The following is a 17,001-nucleotide window of genomic DNA, read 5'->3' as shown; positions in this document are numbered from 1 at the left end:
AATTGACAAAATGCCATCCATTTCTGTTTGAACTCAAAACAGATCTGTAACCCATATTTTGGCAGTTCCCAGGCGTAGCAAAACCACCCAAACTTCACATGATATGGTTGTGGTGCGTGCCCAATAGATTTTGCGCAGGACCTTAATATCCATATGGATAAGCGCGATAAGCGTGCCTGGCTTTGCCCCGTTTGGCACGACAAGTATTGATCGCTACTCAGGAAAGAGGCAGATCGATGGAGTGCAGTTGTGAAATCCACTATACTGTCCTTGCGAACGCACAATCTGCCCATAGATATTACAGCCCGCGAATGGCGTATGGGGCAGTCTATTGCAGACAACCCGCAGTAATTCGGAGTAATCTCCTGCCAGCCGCAAAGAAGAAGCGCGACAATCCACATAGAGGGCCAAGGCTGGTCGGGACCCATACAGATTATTGAGCGCGGAGCGTGCCGTTATCTCTACAGTACGCAGAACTGAGGCAAAAGTTGATTTCATAATGCAAACCTTTGCATACGAAGGAATGGGTGATGAAGAGGTAAGCACTCCTTCATCGTTCAGCATAAGCGGCAGACGCAGCCGCTGATAGCCTTTCCCGGTCTCGACACCTAGCATATTGTGAAGAAAAAAAGGGAGGAGACTGTGCTCAGGAAAATCCAGCTCGTTCAGCTGAGCATATTCACGAAAGACTTCTAGAGCAGGACGACCATCGAGACTTTTGAGCAAGGTACCACCGTTTTCTGTAATCGCCTGCATCGATGGAGTAGCTGGAATCCATGCATGACGAGAACCGATACCCAACGGCTTATGCGAAAGGACCTCCAAAGCAACCACGCTATTGCCAAGAGCCTGCTCGCCAGCGAAGACAGGGGCATATTTTTGCTGGCCATTCTCGGCGGCACCGCAGCCAAAGAATTGATAGTTGCCATGAGTACTGTGGGTCAAGGCCTTGACAAAATCATCCATAAACACATTTATTACATCCATGAAGAGGATTGCCGTGCGAAAACGATACTCTGGATGCTCCCATCCCTGGAAACCTTCGATGACTTGCCGGGCAGCTTCCCTGGGATCTAAATCTATGTTTCGCCCAACTGTCAATGAGAATAGGAAGTCATCCGAACGCAATGCGGCTGCACAGGCGAAACTTGTGCCAACCGCAGTCCTTGTATAGGTGCTATAAGCAGCACAGCCTAGCAGAAATCTGGGATGGCACTCGCTCTTGAGTGCAGAGAGCAGAGCCTCATACTGATATGATTGGGTGGCAAAAAGAAAGATAACATCGGGAGCAGCGCCAACCTGGGCCATAATCTGCTGAGCAAGATCTCTTCCAGCTTCCCAACTTTCCGCGAGTTCGGTGCAAGCCACAGTACCTTTTGTCATCTTCCACATCCTCTTCACGAGTTACTCGTTTCTTTCTTTCAAAGCGCTCAGGTATTTTAAGTTAATGAGAGAAGTTTGTCAATGCAATATGCTGGCTCAGCAGTACTATTCTTCATTTGTAGGGGCTTGTCGCCCCTCATAATTTGGAGGAACCTTTTTCGCTTTTTCTCCCACTATATAAGTACCATTGAGAATAGATTGCTTTCAGAAAGAGACTCGCTATAAGCGACGAGACGAAAACATATGAAAGAGAAACTTGATGCCGAACTTGTCAGCCTGGCACGAGTTGGTGATAAGCAGGCGTTTCATGAATTAATCGAGCGCTACCAGGTGATGGCAATGTGCCTTGGGCTCCGCTTCTGCGGCGAGCAAGAGACAGCGCGAGAACTGGTCCAGGAGGCAATCCTCCAGGCATATCTCTCGTTGGATCAGCTCCAGCACGAGGAGCGCTTTAAGAATTGGTTCTATGGCATTGTCTTGAACGTGTGTCGCAACTGGCGCCGTACCTCGCGGCAAGACCAATTCGTCTCTTTAGATGGCCTGGCAAACTCTCGATCCTTTGAATCCTCTCTGCTTGAGAACGCTAACAGCCTGTATATCGATCCTCAAGAGATTATAGAAGCGCAAGAGCTGCGCAAGCTTGTAGAACAAGCAATGAATATGCTCTCGCTAAACAAGCGCCAGGTTGCTCATCTCTTCTATTATGAGGACCTGAGCATTCAGGAAATTGCTCACCTCCTGAACATCTCACCCATGGCAGCAAAGAGCCGCTTACATAAAGGACGCGAACAACTACGTGCGTACCTGCAATCTCTCCTTCCTGATTATGCACGCAAGGCAATAGAGCACAGAAAGGCAACAAAAATGGTACCAGTCAAAGTAGCCAGAGTTCTACGGGGCCCCTCTGGCACAAACATGATCTTGCTCGACGAACGAAACTTGAGGGCGTTACTTCTCAAGTTTCCCAGGCCGCTAAACATGAATCTGCTTCAACGCATGCATATATCCGCACAGGCAGATGCAATTAAAGAGCCATCGACGACCGATCTGATGGCAGAGCTGCTCAATACATTGGGAGGAGAGCTGCAAAAGGTGGCAATTGACGCATTAGAGGGATATATTCTCTATGCGCAGTTACATTTACGCCTAGCGCAGGAACAGCAGAGTATTAACGCACATCTGCATGACGCCTTGCCTCTGGCATTACACTTGCATTGCCCTTTTGTCGTCAGCGAAGAGGTATTCAAGCAGAAAGGGGTCAAGTTAAAAAAGAAAGGCGCTACGCTTGAACAACAACTAGATGCAATGCTAGAGCAGAATAGCAACGCCGCTCATCTCCCTGGTCATAAAACGTCAGGCAAGTTGGAATTCGCTCAGGGTCTGGTCGGTTGGACAATTTCAGGAGATCGTAAATACTTTAACTACCATCTTGATCGCAATACCTCGTACACAGGCAAGCTCAGCTTAGCTATCAATCAGCAAGGCACAGAACACAAGGGATTTATACAATTAAAGCACGAAGATATAGCAGCCGATCCCTATCGAGGTAAGCATATGCGCTTTATAGCCTTTCTAAAAGCAGAGGAGGTGAAGACAGCAGGTTTCGTCCTATCGGTAGAGGCTCCTCCTCTTGATCCAGAAGAGAATTTCCCTGCTATATATACAACGCGAAGTCCAAAACCTATAAAGGGAACATATGACTGGACACGGCATGAGCTTGTCATCGATGTCCCTGATAGAGCAATCGCTATCAGACTGATCTTCAGTATGTGGAGGAAGGGTAAAGTCTGGCTTGACGGCCTCTCCCTTGAAATCGTGGATGGGAATGTTCCCCTAACTGGCACAAAGTTGCTTCTGCAAAGATACCCTCTAAACCTTGATTTCAGTCAGGGGTTGAATTTCTGGACCTTTAGCCAGCAGGAGCAGCTATGGGTACTGCATGTGGAGGCACGCCAGGATTACCAATGCGGTGTGGAGCAGAGCGCAGAAGGCACGCATATTGCCTTCATTAAAGCAGCCGTGGAACAGCCACAGAAAAAGGTAACATTAGAACAAACTATTTTCCCTAAACGAGACTATGTTGGCAAGCGGCTGCGCTTCTCCGCCAGTATCAAAACAGCAGATGTTGGAGGACAAGCGAGTCTCTTCTTGAGGATGAGTCCCGGCTGGGGCTTCGGAAGACTTCCTCCAGATGAACTGGCTGAGCAGATAATTCAAGGGACTACCGATTGGACGCGCTACGAAGTAGAGGTAGATGTATCCAAACGGCGGGGAGCAACAGTAAGCTTTGGTTTTTCCTTGCATGGTCAAGGGCAGGTATGGGTGAAGGACATGCAGGTAGGAACCGTAGAAATGAAAAAAGGAAAAGAGCGAGAAGGAGAATAGAAATACATGATTCCGGTTACGCTGGCCAAAACAGAGGCACAAGAGAATATAGGATGGATCGTGACATATGTTCTTCTCCTGGACGCACAAGGGCAGCGAGTCTTGCCGCTCTGGTTTTATCAGACAGATACCATGAGCCGCGATCTGCCCCTGCAAACGTCCTTGCAAAAGGATCTGACAGCCACAACGCTTGCTCGCCCTCTCACGCTCGATTTACTCACGCGACTGCTCAAGACGCTGAAAGGAACCTTGGAAGGAATAATTATTGATTTTCTACAAGGCGAAGTGCTCTCGGCACAGATCACTATCCAAGATCAACAGGGCAGACAGCATAACGTGCCAGCCAGCCTCAACGACGCTCTGGCCCTGGCAGTAAGCCTAAATTGTTCGCTGCTGGTTAGCGAAACAGCATTGGAGAAAAGAGGGGTTACCCTTGCAGAATATGGAACGGACTTGCAGCAGCAACTCGAAACTGTTTTTCGCCTACTACAAAACAGTCCTGAGCAGTTAACGCTTAAAAAGGAGCCGCACAACTTGGATTTCAGTGATGGACTATATGGCTGGCTTTTCCTGGGCAACCCCGAACAGGTCGATTACCATCTCGATACAGAAACGACAGGGAGCGGAAAAGCCAGCCTCTCAATAGAGTTGCATGATGCACAGCCCGATACAAGCACAAAGGAGAAGTCAGAAGTCGATGTATGTATAATAAGTCACGAGGGCTTTCTGCCGGTGCGGTATCGTGGTCAGCAAGTACGCATGCTCGCGATTCTCAAGACAGAGAACGTTCAACAAGCAAATCTCCATCTAACAGTTTCCGGCCCTCCTGTAGAGTCCCCACGCTCTACATCTGGATATCGTCCGAACTATTTGCATGAGTATAATACAACGAAAAATCCAATCGAAGGCACACGTGACTGGACATCTCACGAACTGATTATAGATGTTCCCGCCGACGCATATACCATTACTCCCTATCTTGTTGTGGAAGGGGAAGGTAAACTATGGCTGGATAAGATCGCCTTTGAGATCATAGCTGAGTAGACAGGTTCATAAGCAGGCCAGACATGAGATAGTCGATCTGGAGCAGATGCTGCCTACTTCGTTTGTCTCACAATTTATTAACATCGAGATACCCACATCGGCTAAGCGCGATAAGCGTGCCTGGCTTACCCCTCGTTTGGCGGCTATCTCTTTCACCTTTAATTGGATCACACACGCCTCCATCCGCACTCCCTGGTGCTCTCATTGCTCATCTATCCCCGCTTGTCGCCTCTCCTCATCGGGCACATCTTCTATCAACTCAGAGGATGGAACTCCCAGGGCTTTGGCCAGCTTTGCTAGGGTAATAGTTGTAGCGCTATAATAGGGATTATCATAGATGCGCTTAATGGTGTTATAAGAGACATCTGCCGTTCTTGAGAGTTTCCCCATGCTTATCTTCTTTTGCTTGGCTACTTCTTTTATTCGTAAGCGTATCATCAGGCTTCTCAGTCTATTAAACAAGAATTATGTATTATCAAGGAACTCCTTGGGCTCTTCGTCGGGAATGCTCTCTAATAGTTCCGAAACGTCTACTTTCAGAGCTTTCGCAAGGCGGTCAAGAATAGGCGTCGTGACAACCGCTGTTGTGGGATTACGATAAATTTTCTGCATCGTTTTGGTATCAACATTTGCCATTCGCCCAAGTAATCCCTGGCTGTATCCCTTCTGCTGAGCAAGCTCCTTCACTTTAAGCCGGATCATAAGATTTCTCGCTAGCTACTACACCTTCTCCACCTTTTATAACTCTTTATCAGCAAGCTCTTCTGAGGGCGTGATCAAATCGCGTAGATGTTCAGGAGTATCGGACCTTCCCTCAATTAGCTCTGAGGCGTTCACATCTAGCCCATAAGCGATTCTACCTAATGTATCTAAGGTGATATTTGCGTACTCATCATGATAGATACGCTGCAGCGTTCTCAAGTCCACTCGTGAGCGCAGGAACAGCTTGCGCTGGCTCATCTTTTTCTGCCTGGCTATCTCTTTGACTTTTATCCGCAACATGTCTCCCCAACTTACTGACAAAGCTCACTCATTGCCAGAAGGTTCCTGTATCTCTGTTCCAAGAGGAACCTCTTCAATAAGATCATGAATACTCACATGAAGCGCTTGTGCTATCTTTTCCAAAACATTGAATGAGACTTCTCGGTATGGGTCACGAAATATGCGTTTTACAGTAGTAAAGCCTATTTTTGCTTCTCTTGCCAGTGAGGATTGATTAAATCCTTTCTCCTCTGCTATTTCTTTGATCTTCAGCCGAATCATATAGCCATCCTTTGAGCGAATAAACAGCACATTACATCTATCTCTCATGTTCATAAATTAAATATTTTTCCATTTATCGATTGTCTTCTCAGGATCATGCAGAATATATTATCGTTGAATCATAGCAAAATCTATTATATCCATTTTGTCAACTATATGCCGATTATATTGCAAATACTGAGAAAGAATGGTATGCTTTCTCTCAGAAGAGAGATAGGTAGCACATAATTATTGCAAAATTTCGTGCTATATAGAAATAGATAATAATAAATCAGCTATAAAGCTCTTTTAGCTTACTAGCGGCTTAACCAATTTGCTGAGGTTGAAGCGGTAAGAACGCTAACGAAATATATAGCATCACTAAAATAAGGGGAAGTAGGATTATGGATTTTGAGCAGGGTTATCGATTGACGAGACAAGCCTGGATCGACGGCGTTAATGAGTTTCATCCCACTCCAAAGGAGTCGTACACGCTGGCCTGGGAGAAAATGCCATCCTGGGAGCAAGAAGCTGTGAAATCTCTTTATCATGCAGTGCGCGATATTTTGCTACCTAGCCTGCAGCAAGGCGTTCGCATTCCTCGCGAACATGGAGGGTACCTGGTAAGCGCTATCTGGAATGTGCTTATGTTCCAACTGCTGCATACGCCCAAACCATCATATGTAAAACATTTTGATGAGCTAGAGAAATGGCAACAGAAAACAGATATTAAAATGTTTGAGGCCATAGAATCGGCCATGCTTCAAGAACTAACTAAGCTTTAGTGGACCATGTTATCTCTTACACTTCCTGGTAGGATTATTCTTCATCCGTGCCTGCTCGCAGCGCTTCTTCGTCGGGCACATCTTCTATCAGTTCAGAGGATGGAACTCCCAGGGCTTTGGCCAGCTTTGCTAGTGTTTCGGTGGTAATAATCGTATAAGGATTCCGATAAATCTTGCGAATCGTCTTAATATCTACGTCTGCTCGACGTTGTAGCTTTCCCTGGCTGATGCTTTTCTCTTGAGCTGTCTCTTTCACACGCAAGCGTATCATATCGCTCCTCAAACTGGAGACTTACCCATCTGCCTCTGAGATATCTTCCTCGTCTATATCGTCCTCGTGCAGTCCTGGAAGCGCATCTTCTCGTTGGTAATCCACGAGATCGCGCGCATCAACATGGAGGGCGAAAGCCAGCCGATTAAGTGTGGCTAGTGTAATATTCGCTGTAGTGGGAGTGCGGTAAATTTTGCGCAAGACTTTGATGTCCACATCAGCTAAGCGCGATAAGCGTGCCTGGCTTACCCCTCGTTTGGCGGCTATCTCTTTCACCTTTAATTGGATCATATGATACCTATCTCTGTATTGATTTAAAGCTAGTTTAAATGATCTATTCCTTTTAAGGTAGCTCGGCACAAAGGTTTACCTTAAAATGTCTACTCAGTAGAGAAGACTAAATACTTGCTACTTTATAAAGTAGGGTATATAATCCCTATATCGGAGACAATTGATTGCATCCTGAAATACGGATTTAGATGTAATTGCTAGTCTATGTAGTAATGTTGTGAGGATTATTAAGGGGGAGATGATGAATAACCACAAACCGCCCACACGTCAAGAGATCCTGGTCAAGCTGGATCAGATGAGCCGGGCCAGGATCGTACAGCCGCTCGCCCGCTTCCCACATGAAAAGCAAGCGCTCATACAGGCGTTCAGTTCTTGCGCGGCCTGGCTGGAGCTCCAGCACATCGCTTACCACTACGATCAGCAGATTCGTATGTATGTCCTTGATCACGCGGCAGCGGAGGCCACCATCCAATGAGTGCAGTTCCTCTTGAGCTCAGTCCGGCTGCCGAGCCGCCTTTGATCTTGATTGCCGACGATTCGCCCACGGTACGCAAGATCCTCGAAATTACGCTGCGCCGCGCCGGCTATCCCGTGCGCAGCTTTGCAGACGGCTTCAGTATGCTGCAATGGCTACAGATAGCCTCTTCGCCCTTTCCACGCCTGATTTTTCTGGATATCGCAATGCCCCGTATGGATGGCTACCAGGTAGCGCGCTACTTGCGTCAGCGTCAAGCTTTTGTGCACACGGCGCTAGTTATCCACGCGCGGCGCTACGGTCCGCTCGATTGGCTTAAGGCCCGCCTGATCGGCGTTCAGGCCTACATTGCTAAACCCAGCACAACCCAAACAATTCTCGCCGTTGCCGCGCACTATTGCTCTTGACAGTTGATACGCATGTGGAAAAGTTTGTAGGGAAAAGGCTATGGACAGCCTAGAAGGATGCTCGCAAGCTGGGAGATGACAAGTTTTTTGCGACAAAAACATGGCTATCCGTGGCCTTTAGCTCGGAAAGGATAACGCCCACGATGGATAATACGCAGACCCACGAACAGGTTGTAATGCTTGACGCCCTTAACGCAGCCATGCATCTGGCCAATATCACAAGTAGCGATCTGCTGTTCAGGCGCGCTCACGAACTCTTTTGTCTATGTCTGACCTCTCTACAAAGACAGGATACGCCGGTCATCTATAGCGAAGAGCAGGATAGCTATATCTTCTCTGCGGAGATCGTCGCTCGCGAGAGGCAACTGTATCAAGAGGAGACACAGATGAACTCTTAACAAAAATGAGAAATAAGTAGATATTGCGGAAACATGAGTGATATGCTATCTTTTTACAAGAGGGCATTAACTATAACAAATGAAGCACAAGCTTCAATATCATCGATAGCTTCACTAGTTTGCAAATGAAGCAGGTATCAAAAAAGGAACTCCTCAAGGGATTGGGAGCTTCTGGGATCGCCCTACTAACGACAGTAGGTTTTGCAACTCAAGTCTGAAAAACCACAGGGAGATTTCTAAATATGTCGCAGCAATGGCAAGGAGAGCAGAGACAGACACAAGCAGTTGATGTTTTATCTAGTGTTCGTAATCAACCAATACTTGGTCAGCAAGGAGCAAACGCTACTTATGTAGGCCGGGTAATTGTCGAACTTTGGGAAACCAGCGCAAAGGATGATTCAAAAGGTATTGCAATTTCTGTTTCAGCTATGAACGGAGACAACGCGACTCTTCTCGAACGCGTCGCAAATGGGCTCTTGAAAAGAGTACAATCGGCAGCATCTCAAGGGAAACGACTCTTTGAGTGAATTGAAGGTGAAGGTCAATCCACGATAAAAAGGGTGCATACTGGCACTTCGTTCGAGTGATTTAGAAAGTGAATCAAGAGGAGAACTAAAGCAGCTTCTATGCTCTATGGGCTAAGCGAGAGCAAGCGCTCTATCCTGACCTATCTCAGATTAGACATACTACCCTCGCTTAGCCTCTAGCCAGGAACGCTAATCCTCAATCCTCTCCCTGCTATCCCTGCGATACCTCAGCGAGGCGACGATTGAGAAATGCACGCTCGCGTTCGTTCTGGCAAATACTTAGCGCCTGCTGATAGGCCGCGCTAGCTTCTTTCAACCTTCCGGCCTGTCGTAACAGATCAGCACGAGCCGAATGAAACAAATGATACTGGCTCAAGGACTTCTCTAGCTCGGGACGATCCAGCAGCTCCAGGCCAGCCAGGGGACCATCAACCATCGAGATCGCCACTATCCAGTTTAGCTCAACAACTGGCGAGGGTGTAATCCGCCACAAGAGCCTATAGAGTGCGGCGATTTGCGACCAATCTGTCTCTTCAGGCGTTTGTGCCTGAGCGTGCAAAGCACTGATGGCAGCCTGCAGTTGATAGGGTCCAACGCGTTTCATAGGTAGGGCCTTCTCAATCAGAGCCAGACCCTCCTGTATTTTACGGCGATCCCAGCGTGAACGGTCCTGAGCCTCAAGCAGAATCAGCTCTCCATCCACGCCCACCCGCGCCTCACGTCGCGAATCATGCAATAACATGAGGGCAAGTAGTCCCCATGCTTCAGGAAGCCCATCATGAAGAGCTTGCTGAGTCATTAGCATAATCAAGATCCGCGTAAGCCTGATGGCTTCGTCGCAAAGCTCACGCCGTATCAGTTTATCACCGGAGGTGGCGGCATATCCCTCATTAAAAATGAGATAGAGCACATACAATATGGCCTCAACGCGCTCTCCTAATACTTCAAGCCCTGGAACCCGATAAGGAATACCGGCCTCCTTAATCTTGCGTTTGGCTCGTACCAGGCGCTGGGCCATCGTCTGTAGAGGAACGAGAAAAGCGCTGGCAATTTCAGCAGTGGAGAGCCCTCCCAGCGTTTGGAGGGTAAGGGCAATTTGCGCTTCTAAGGCCAGGGCGGGATGACAGCAGGTAAACATCAGCTTGAGCCGCTCATCAGGAATCGCCAGATCTTCTGTGTCTTCCGCTCCTTCCCTCTGCTCTTCGCGCTCAAGCAGTTCTTGCAAAATCATTTGTTTACGCGCAAGCATATTGTCACGGCGCAGACGATCAATAGCCTTGCGCCGCGCGATAGTTGTAATCCAGGCAGCTGGATTGTGCGGTATCCCTTCGCGTGGCCAGCGCTCAAGAGCGACAAGCAAGGCATCCTGTAGAGCATCCTGAGCGAGCTCAAAATCGCCCACAGAACTAATCAAGCTGGCAAGGATGCGACCTGCTTCCTGGCGAAAGGTACGTGCTACAATCTGATGTGCTGCATCCATTCTTCCCTCACTGACACTTTCTCATTGCTTCATGATGAATTCATTGGCGAAACGCCGCGTGAAATCCAGGCCAGGAGCATCAAAGAAGCTAATGATAAGCTCCTGGACCCCAGCCTCTTCATAGGCTGCTAGACGCTGCCGAATGGTCTCGGGAGTACCGATGAGCCCATAGGAAAGAACATTGCCAGGGAAACCAAGTAGTTCACCGCCTGGAATCAGGGCTCTGGCCTGCTCATCGCTTTCACTGATGAGGCAGAGCGTGAGGGCAGTTCGCCGAATGCTCTGATAATCTCGCCCAACAGCCTCGCAATGCTGTTTAAGCACCGCAAACTTATGCTTGATTGCTGCAAAATCGCCCTGCACACTACAAGCATCGGCATACTGAGCAACCAGTTTGAGCGTCACCCGCTCACCGTCACCGGCGATCAGCAGGGGCACATGTGGCTTTTGTACGCCCTTGGGCTGGTTGATGGCACCGCGCACCTGATAGTATTTTCCTTCGAAGACTGCTTCTTCCTGCGTCCACATAGCTAAAATGATCTGCACAGCCTCGCGCAATTGACGCAAGCGCTCAGGTCCCGTGGGATATTCATAGCCGTAAGCCCGAAACTCCTGTTCGTGCCAGCCGGCGCCGATGCCAAAAGTATAGCGTCCATGGGAGATCACATCAAGCGTTGAAGCCATCTTGGCCTGTAAGGCGGGGTTGCGATAAGCATTGCCCGTCACCAGATGTCCGATGCGCACGCGTTTCGTATCACGGGCCAGAGCTGCCGCTGTCGTCCAGCTCTCGAAAAGTGCCGCCTGCGATGGCTGGGCCGTGATAAAATGATCAGGCAACCATGCCGTCTCATAGCTAAGTTCATCAGCCATTTGCGCAATTTGAGCCACTGTTTCATACGTTTCTACAGGGTCCTTGCTCGCCAATTCCCCACCAACACCAAGGGGTAGGAAGATACTATATTTGAGCGACATACTTACTCACCTTTTCCTACAAGTGTTCTATAATAATCCAACTCCATAATCGGGCGGATCTCAATTGATCCGTCTATAGCAGCGGGGATCTTAGCGGCAAATTCGATAGCCTCGTCGAGATCCTTACAATTCAGCAGGTAATAACCACCAAGCTGTTCCTTGGTCTCAGCAAAAGGGCCATCTGCGATAAGTGTTTTGCCCGCGCGCACCCGCACCGTCGTCGCAGTACTGATAGGCATAAGTGCATTGTTGTCGATGTGGACGCCTCTTTGCCGAACTTCTTCCCCAAAGGCCATATAAGCCTCGTATTCAGCGCCAAGCTTTTCCTGAGCGAGCTTAGCATGCTCAGCCTGATCGCCATATATTAACAGTAAGTAGCGCATGGCCTTACTCCTTTTCCAGAATAATTTATTCTTTTCAGAGCGCTCATTTTTTGTCTTCGCTAAAACGACGAACGGAGTTTGCCAAAATCGACAGCTTGATCAGCGATTTTTGCGTTCAAACAATATTTGCTCGATAAAATGAGAAGTAGGCAGCAAAGAACGGCAATAAGCCGCTAAGAGTGAGCTGCTTACTCTACCCTGATACCGCTATAATCTTATATAGGGGAGATATGCAGCAAAGATCTGGGCTAGCCTTCAAGGCTGACGAACTTCTGTGAGATGCGACCCGACACTTCTTTGCTGACTCAGCTGATTAGCTGCATACTTTGCAGATATACTAGAAATGGAGACTTTACTCCAGTATGATGTATGCTTTTACAGACACCGATCGTGCTATCCAACGTCTCGAAGTGCTTGCCGAAGTATATGAGCCAGCCACGCGCGCATTCTTGCACGATAGCATACAGGAGGCACCAGCAAGCATTATAGACCTGGGCTGCGGTCCTGGCAGCACCACACGTTTGCTGGCCAAGACATTCGCAGCGGCGCAAGTTACAGGCCTGGATCTTTCCGAGCGCACAATTGCCTATGCCCAACAAAAAGCCACCGCCCAGGTCTCATTCAGGCAGCACGATATTACTAGCGTACCATTTCCGACTGATCCGGCGGATTTGCTCTATTGTCGCTTCCTGCTTACCCATCTGCAAGATCCCTATGCCACGCTTGAACGCTGGTGCACACAACTGCGCCCAGGTGGCAGCTTACTCATCGAAGAGGTAGAGTGGATACAGACCAGCAACCAGCTTTTTAGCCGCTATCTGGCGATTGTCGCAAGAATGCTTGAGCAGCAAGCCAACCAGCTCTACATCGGGCCCGAGCTGAATCAGATAGACGATACTAGCAACAGAAAGCGCACGCTGAGCCGCGTCTATCATCTTCCGGTCACAAGCAGGCATGCGGCAACCATGTTCTGGATGAATATTCAATCCTGGAAGCACAATCAGTTTATTCAAGCCCATTATGCTACCCAGGAGATCAATCAGCTGGAAGAGGATCTACATGCCCTGGTAGAAACGTCTTCGGCAGACAATGAGATTGTGTGGGGAATGCGTCAGCTGGCCTTTCAACGCCTGCGGTAATAGAGATAGCAGACCGCTTGAATAGCAGAAATACGCCACTGAGGTATCGCTAGTTGTTTCTCAGTTCTCAGCGATCCTTTCCACGCCAGCTTCTTTTAGAAAGTGCAAGTGATAATTGCGAATACATCATTTCTCTTCCTAATAACACTTGACATTTAGATCAATGAAAGCATATACTGATTTGCACAGTTAGAAAGTGATCACAGGAATAGATCGCTGAAGAAACACCAAAACCTCCGTATCTACTATATTGAGTAATACACATACAAAAAATCATATGCCCTCAGCTATTTCTTCGCAAGAAAGAGCATCTCTGCTTGCCAATCGGAATTTTGTCTTGCTCTTGCTTGGGCAATCCTGTTCCCTGATTGGCGATTGGTTCTTTGTCGCAACCATCACGATCTGGATCATAGAGACATTAGCCCGAGGGCAGGTCTGGTTGCCGATGGCAGTAGGTAGTGTTCCATTGATTGTGGCAATTCCAACACTGCTGCTTGGTCCTTTCGCTGGTGTCTTTGTAGATCGCTGGGACAGACGCGTAACCATGCTCTGGACAGACCTGATGCGTATGGCCGGAGTCACGATCTTCTTGCTGCTCACGCTGCTCACGACCAATACCGTATGGTTACTGGTCAGCTGTTATGGGATCTTGTTGTTCTGTGCGTGCGGTTCACAATTCTTTGAACCGGCTAAAACCGCTATATTGGCCGATATCGCCACGCCTGAGCAGCGTCCCCAGGCCTTTGGCATGCTTCAACAAGCTAGTTACCTCGCGCAAATCATCGGGCCAAGCGTCTCTGCCCCCTCTATCTGGCATTAGGTCCCTCATGGGTCATTGCCTTTAACGCCTTCTCCTTTCTCGTCTCTTTTCTTGCGCTCCTATTTCTGCGCGTAGCAGTCAGCCACCAGGGACAAGGGCAGAAACCACCATCATATTGGAGTTCCTTCAAAGAAGGGCTGAAATTCTTTGTGAGTAATCGGGCTCTTGTCGTTTTGTTGATCACTGGCATGATTTTTATGTTTGCAGGGATGATCTATAACTCCTTTGCCTACCTCTTCGGAGTTGAGAACCTGCACGTGCCTGAAAGTCTGCTGGGAGTATATGTCGCTTGTCTGGGTCTGGGCGTAGTTGCCGGCATGCCCTTGACGGCTTTCCTGGCACGACGGCTGGGCGAAGTAAGAATCCTGTGGATATTTCTCATTTGCCACGGTATAAGCAGCGTGCTCCTGTCCCGGATGACCAGTATGCTCCCTGGTATGCTCTGTCTGGTTGTGCGCGGCTTTTTCAGTACTTGCATCTTTGTCACGGTACGCCCGCTCATCTTGCGCGTTACTCCGCGCGACTTCATCGGGCGCGTAATGGCCTTTCAACAGCCATTGATTACCGTTGCTTCCTTGCTCGGTGGAACACTGGCCGGCATTCTGACCTCAACCCTTTTAGCCCACCTCCATGCTACTATTGCAGGGTTTGTATTTGGTCCTCTTGATACTATGTTTACAGCCGTAGGCATACTGGTCATTTGCGCCGGGTTGTTTGCAATGTTGGTTTTGCCAAAGGCCCTTGAAGGGATTAAGAACACATGAGTATCTCTCATCTTTCTCAAGAGCAAGTTAAAAAGCTGGCCCGGCATTTTACAGGGCATGGTTCAATGATCTATCGCGGCACATCGCCAGAGAACTCGTCTCCCCTCTACGCTTACTTAAGCCAGCAAATTGCTGCCGATCCCGCATTACTGAGCCTTGTGGCCGAAGCCGACCAATCCACAACCATCACTAACCTCTTTTTTGGTGCTGTACACTTTCTGCTTCTAAGTGGTAGTGAGCATCCGCTCAGGGCATATTATCCCGATATGAGCACTACTACGCGGCCTCCAGAGGAAGCTTTCCCGACCTTTCGAGAGTTCTGCCTGGAGCATGCTGAGAAGATTCGCGAGATTGTCACGACGCGCTACGTGCAAACGAATGAAGTCAGGCGCTGCGCCGGGCTCTTTCCAGCCTTTAGCTTGCTGGCCAGCAGGCTAGAGCATCAACCATTAGCCATCGTCGAGATCGGTGCGAGCGCGGGGCTGCATTTGCTCTGGGATCGTTACGCCTATGATTATGGCAGCGGTCAAATCCTGGGGAAGCCAGATTCGCCAGTCCATATTCGCTCAAGCGTGCGCGGGCCATATCCTCTTCCAGCTATGACCAGCCTTCCCGAGGTCATTTATCGCATAGGTCTCGATATCAATCCACTTAATGTACAAGATCCTAACGATACACGCTGGCTCCGCGCGCTCATCTGGCCCGAGCATGCCGATCGCTTGCAATTGCTTGAGGCAGCATTAAAAGTGGCTCGGCAGGAGCCACCAACGCTTGTAGCGGGCGATGCAGCCGCCATACTGCCGGAAGTGCTTGCGCAAGTGCCCGGCGAGGCCGCGCTCTGCGTCTTCCACAGCTATGTGCTTAACCAGATGCCTGAATCGGTTCGCCAGCGTATTCTTGAGCACATCGCACAACATGCCCGACAGCGCAACCTCTTCCAGCTAGCCCAGGATGGCTATTCGCTTCGCACACCTCCCCAACTCAGGCTCTACACCTACCAGCAAGGCAAGATGCAGACTGAATATCTGGCAAACTGCGAAAGCCACGGCCGCTGGCTTGAATGGCTTCTTCCTCCCAAAGCATAGACGAGGAGGAAATCTTGTCACAAACCCTGACGATAAAATATGTGTAGTCCTCCAGGTCAATAAAATCCTTAACGAGTCATAGCCAAATTTCTTACTCGTTTTGCTTGCCGCGCACTTTTGGCAGAGCCGAGATGATATAATTGGGCAGGATGTAAGGCAAACCGAGATTCGCTTATCTCGCTTCACGCTCAAAGAGGTTTCCATGGAACCATATGCAAATATAGCAGGCATACAGATTGGTGACCACTACCCAGTCCGTCTGATGGGGATCATTAATATCAGCCCAGAATCTTTCTTCAAAGGATCGGTCTTCTCTTCGAGAGAAGACCTGAAGCGTGTTGCAGAGCAGATGGCGGCTTCTGGCGCCGATATACTCGATGTGGGAGCACGCGGAACAGCTCCATATCTACAAACTGATATTTCGGTTGAAGAAGAAATGGATCGCTTGGCTCAGGCCATCCACACGATCAAAGAGGTGACAGATACCCCGATTTCCGCTGACACCCAGACCGCTGCCATTGCAAAAGAAGCATTAAACGCAGGCGCTTCTATTTTAAATGATGTAAGTGGCCTGGCGCATGATCCAGATATGGCAAAGATTGCGAAGGAATACAAAGGCGTCATTCTCATGGCAAATGCTAGCTATACTGATACTCTGGGAGATCCTGTTTCTGTGGTGAAGACCTCTCTGGAAGCCGCGCTCCAGAGAGCGGAACTGGCAGAAATTGCCCCGGAGAACATCGTGCTTGATCCTGGCATTGGGTTTTTCCGCAACCGGAATATCTCTTGGGACGAGTGGGATCGTATCATTCTGCAACAGCTGCCTGCACTTCGCTCCTTTGAGAGACCGTTGATGCTGAGCGTTTCCCGCAAATCGTTTATTGGGAGGGTTCTTGAGTATTCCAATCCTGCAGACCGGCTCTACGGCTCCCTGGGGCTCACGTCACTGGTGATCCATCAGGGGGCACATCTCATTCGTACTCATGATGTCGCCGCGACGCGCGATGTAGTGCGGATCACTGAATGGCTTAGAGAACCTGCCACATGACATGCTTCGCTCTCACGCTTGCCACGTTATTCGGGAAAGATCTTTTTTAAGGATGTTATGCATGAGTCCTGGTGGGATCTCTGAGCAGCTTTCTCAAATCAG

Annotated in this window: 22 protein-coding genes; 12 read left to right on the top strand and 10 right to left on the bottom strand. The window is 49.0% G+C overall.

Translation table 11 applies throughout. The annotated features are described in order from the left end of the window. Positions 1-213 precede the first annotated feature (213 nt). Positions 214-1,383, bottom strand: coding sequence for an FIST signal transduction protein (locus tag EPA93_RS10580; protein WP_165423013.1), 1,170 nt, complete (start codon positions 1,381-1,383; stop codon positions 214-216). Positions 1,384-1,626: 243 nt separating this feature from the next. Between EPA93_RS10580 and EPA93_RS10575 the strand changes: the two genes are divergently transcribed. Both EPA93_RS10575 and EPA93_RS10570 read left to right on the top strand, forming a co-directional pair. Then, a complete protein-coding gene (locus EPA93_RS10575; RefSeq protein ID WP_129887207.1) occupies positions 1,627-3,768 on the top strand; it encodes a bifunctional nuclease domain-containing protein in 2,142 nt (713 codons plus the stop codon). Positions 3,769-3,774: 6 nt separating this feature from the next. Further along, positions 3,775-4,812, top strand: a complete 1,038-nt coding sequence (locus EPA93_RS10570; RefSeq protein ID WP_129887206.1) for a bifunctional nuclease family protein — start codon at positions 3,775-3,777, stop codon at positions 4,810-4,812. A 201-nt stretch (positions 4,813-5,013) separates the two neighbouring features. Here the strand turns inward: EPA93_RS10570 and EPA93_RS10565 are convergent, their stop codons facing one another. From EPA93_RS10565 to EPA93_RS10550, 4 genes are read right to left on the bottom strand one after another with little or no spacing between them, the layout of a single operon-like run. After that, positions 5,014-5,250 (bottom strand): helix-turn-helix domain-containing protein, encoded by a 237-nt coding sequence (locus EPA93_RS10565; protein ID WP_129887204.1) that lies wholly within the window; start codon positions 5,248-5,250, stop codon positions 5,014-5,016. Between the two features lie 27 nt (positions 5,251-5,277). Next, a complete protein-coding gene (locus EPA93_RS10560; protein WP_129887202.1) occupies positions 5,278-5,514 on the bottom strand; it encodes a helix-turn-helix domain-containing protein in 237 nt (78 codons plus the stop codon). 36 nt (positions 5,515-5,550) lie between these two features. Next, positions 5,551-5,814 (bottom strand): helix-turn-helix domain-containing protein, encoded by a 264-nt coding sequence (locus EPA93_RS10555; protein WP_129887200.1) that lies wholly within the window; start codon positions 5,812-5,814, stop codon positions 5,551-5,553. A gap of 24 nt (positions 5,815-5,838) precedes the next feature. Next, on the bottom strand, positions 5,839-6,075 hold the full coding sequence (locus EPA93_RS10550) for a helix-turn-helix domain-containing protein (RefSeq protein ID WP_165423012.1): 237 nt from the start codon (positions 6,073-6,075) through the stop codon (positions 5,839-5,841). 383 nt (positions 6,076-6,458) lie between these two features. On the opposite strand from EPA93_RS10550, the gene EPA93_RS10545 reads away from it, so the two are divergent. Continuing rightward, positions 6,459-6,839 (top strand): hypothetical protein, encoded by a 381-nt coding sequence (locus EPA93_RS10545; RefSeq protein ID WP_129887196.1) that lies wholly within the window; start codon positions 6,459-6,461, stop codon positions 6,837-6,839. 34 nt (positions 6,840-6,873) lie between these two features. Here EPA93_RS10545 and EPA93_RS10540 read toward each other — a convergent pair whose 3' ends face one another. Both EPA93_RS10540 and EPA93_RS10535 read right to left on the bottom strand, forming a co-directional pair. Next, entirely contained in the window at positions 6,874-7,110 is a 237-nt protein-coding gene (locus EPA93_RS10540) for a helix-turn-helix domain-containing protein (protein ID WP_129887194.1), read from the bottom strand. A 21-nt stretch (positions 7,111-7,131) separates the two neighbouring features. Beyond that, positions 7,132-7,401 (bottom strand): helix-turn-helix domain-containing protein, encoded by a 270-nt coding sequence (locus tag EPA93_RS10535; protein WP_129887192.1) that lies wholly within the window; start codon positions 7,399-7,401, stop codon positions 7,132-7,134. A gap of 238 nt (positions 7,402-7,639) precedes the next feature. Between EPA93_RS10535 and EPA93_RS10530 the strand changes: the two genes are divergently transcribed. The 4 genes from EPA93_RS10530 (at position 7,640) to EPA93_RS10515 (ending at position 9,208) form a co-directional block, all read left to right on the top strand. Continuing rightward, positions 7,640-7,876 (top strand): hypothetical protein, encoded by a 237-nt coding sequence (locus EPA93_RS10530; RefSeq protein WP_129887190.1) that lies wholly within the window; start codon positions 7,640-7,642, stop codon positions 7,874-7,876. Then, positions 7,873-8,283: a response regulator gene (locus EPA93_RS10525; RefSeq protein WP_129887188.1), complete on the top strand. Its 411-nt coding sequence runs from the start codon at positions 7,873-7,875 to the stop codon at positions 8,281-8,283. Before EPA93_RS10530 ends, EPA93_RS10525 begins: the two co-directional genes overlap by 4 nt. 143 nt (positions 8,284-8,426) lie before the next feature. After that, on the top strand, positions 8,427-8,681 hold the full coding sequence (locus tag EPA93_RS10520; RefSeq protein ID WP_129887186.1) for a hypothetical protein: 255 nt from the start codon (positions 8,427-8,429) through the stop codon (positions 8,679-8,681). 242 nt (positions 8,682-8,923) lie between these two features. After that, positions 8,924-9,208, top strand: coding sequence for a hypothetical protein (locus EPA93_RS10515; RefSeq protein WP_129887184.1), 285 nt, complete (start codon positions 8,924-8,926; stop codon positions 9,206-9,208). A 211-nt stretch (positions 9,209-9,419) separates the two neighbouring features. Here EPA93_RS10515 and EPA93_RS10510 read toward each other — a convergent pair whose 3' ends face one another. The 3 genes from EPA93_RS10510 to EPA93_RS10500 are packed head-to-tail and all read right to left on the bottom strand — an operon-like array spanning position 9,420 to position 12,043. Beyond that, a complete protein-coding gene (locus tag EPA93_RS10510; protein ID WP_129887182.1) occupies positions 9,420-10,688 on the bottom strand; it encodes an RNA polymerase sigma factor in 1,269 nt (422 codons plus the stop codon). Positions 10,689-10,709: 21 nt separating this feature from the next. Then, on the bottom strand, positions 10,710-11,660 hold the full coding sequence (locus tag EPA93_RS10505) for an LLM class F420-dependent oxidoreductase (RefSeq protein ID WP_129887180.1): 951 nt from the start codon (positions 11,658-11,660) through the stop codon (positions 10,710-10,712). A 2-nt stretch (positions 11,661-11,662) separates the two neighbouring features. Next, the gene (locus EPA93_RS10500) at positions 11,663-12,043 is read right to left on the bottom strand and encodes a YciI family protein (protein WP_129887178.1); all 381 of its coding nucleotides are present in this window, start codon (positions 12,041-12,043) and stop codon (positions 11,663-11,665) included. Positions 12,044-12,405: 362 nt separating this feature from the next. Here EPA93_RS10500 and EPA93_RS10495 point away from each other — a divergent pair, with 362 nt between their 5' ends. From EPA93_RS10495 to folP, 5 genes are all read left to right on the top strand, one after another. After that, positions 12,406-13,182, top strand: a complete 777-nt coding sequence (locus EPA93_RS10495; RefSeq protein WP_129887176.1) for a class I SAM-dependent methyltransferase — start codon at positions 12,406-12,408, stop codon at positions 13,180-13,182. Positions 13,183-13,459: 277 nt separating this feature from the next. Next, a complete protein-coding gene (locus EPA93_RS50290; RefSeq protein ID WP_129887174.1) occupies positions 13,460-14,002 on the top strand; it encodes an MFS transporter in 543 nt (180 codons plus the stop codon). After that, positions 13,993-14,766, top strand: coding sequence for an MFS transporter (locus EPA93_RS50285; protein WP_129887172.1), 774 nt, complete (start codon positions 13,993-13,995; stop codon positions 14,764-14,766). The genes EPA93_RS50290 and EPA93_RS50285 overlap by 10 nt, the downstream gene beginning before the upstream one ends. After that, the gene (locus EPA93_RS10480; protein WP_129887170.1) at positions 14,763-15,851 is read left to right on the top strand and encodes a DUF2332 domain-containing protein; all 1,089 of its coding nucleotides are present in this window, start codon (positions 14,763-14,765) and stop codon (positions 15,849-15,851) included. Before EPA93_RS50285 ends, EPA93_RS10480 begins: the two co-directional genes overlap by 4 nt. A 202-nt stretch (positions 15,852-16,053) precedes the next feature. Further along, on the top strand, positions 16,054-16,899 hold the full coding sequence (gene folP / locus EPA93_RS10475; RefSeq protein WP_129887168.1) for a dihydropteroate synthase: 846 nt from the start codon (positions 16,054-16,056) through the stop codon (positions 16,897-16,899). Positions 16,900-17,001: the final 102 nt, after the last annotated feature.

Origin of the sequence: Ktedonosporobacter rubrisoli, assembly GCF_004208415.1 — a bacterium.
Classification (GTDB): Bacteria; Chloroflexota; Ktedonobacteria; order Ktedonobacterales; family Ktedonobacteraceae; genus Ktedonosporobacter; species Ktedonosporobacter rubrisoli.
Note: the sequence above shows the minus strand (reverse complement) of the source record. Positions and strands in the feature narration are given on the sequence as shown.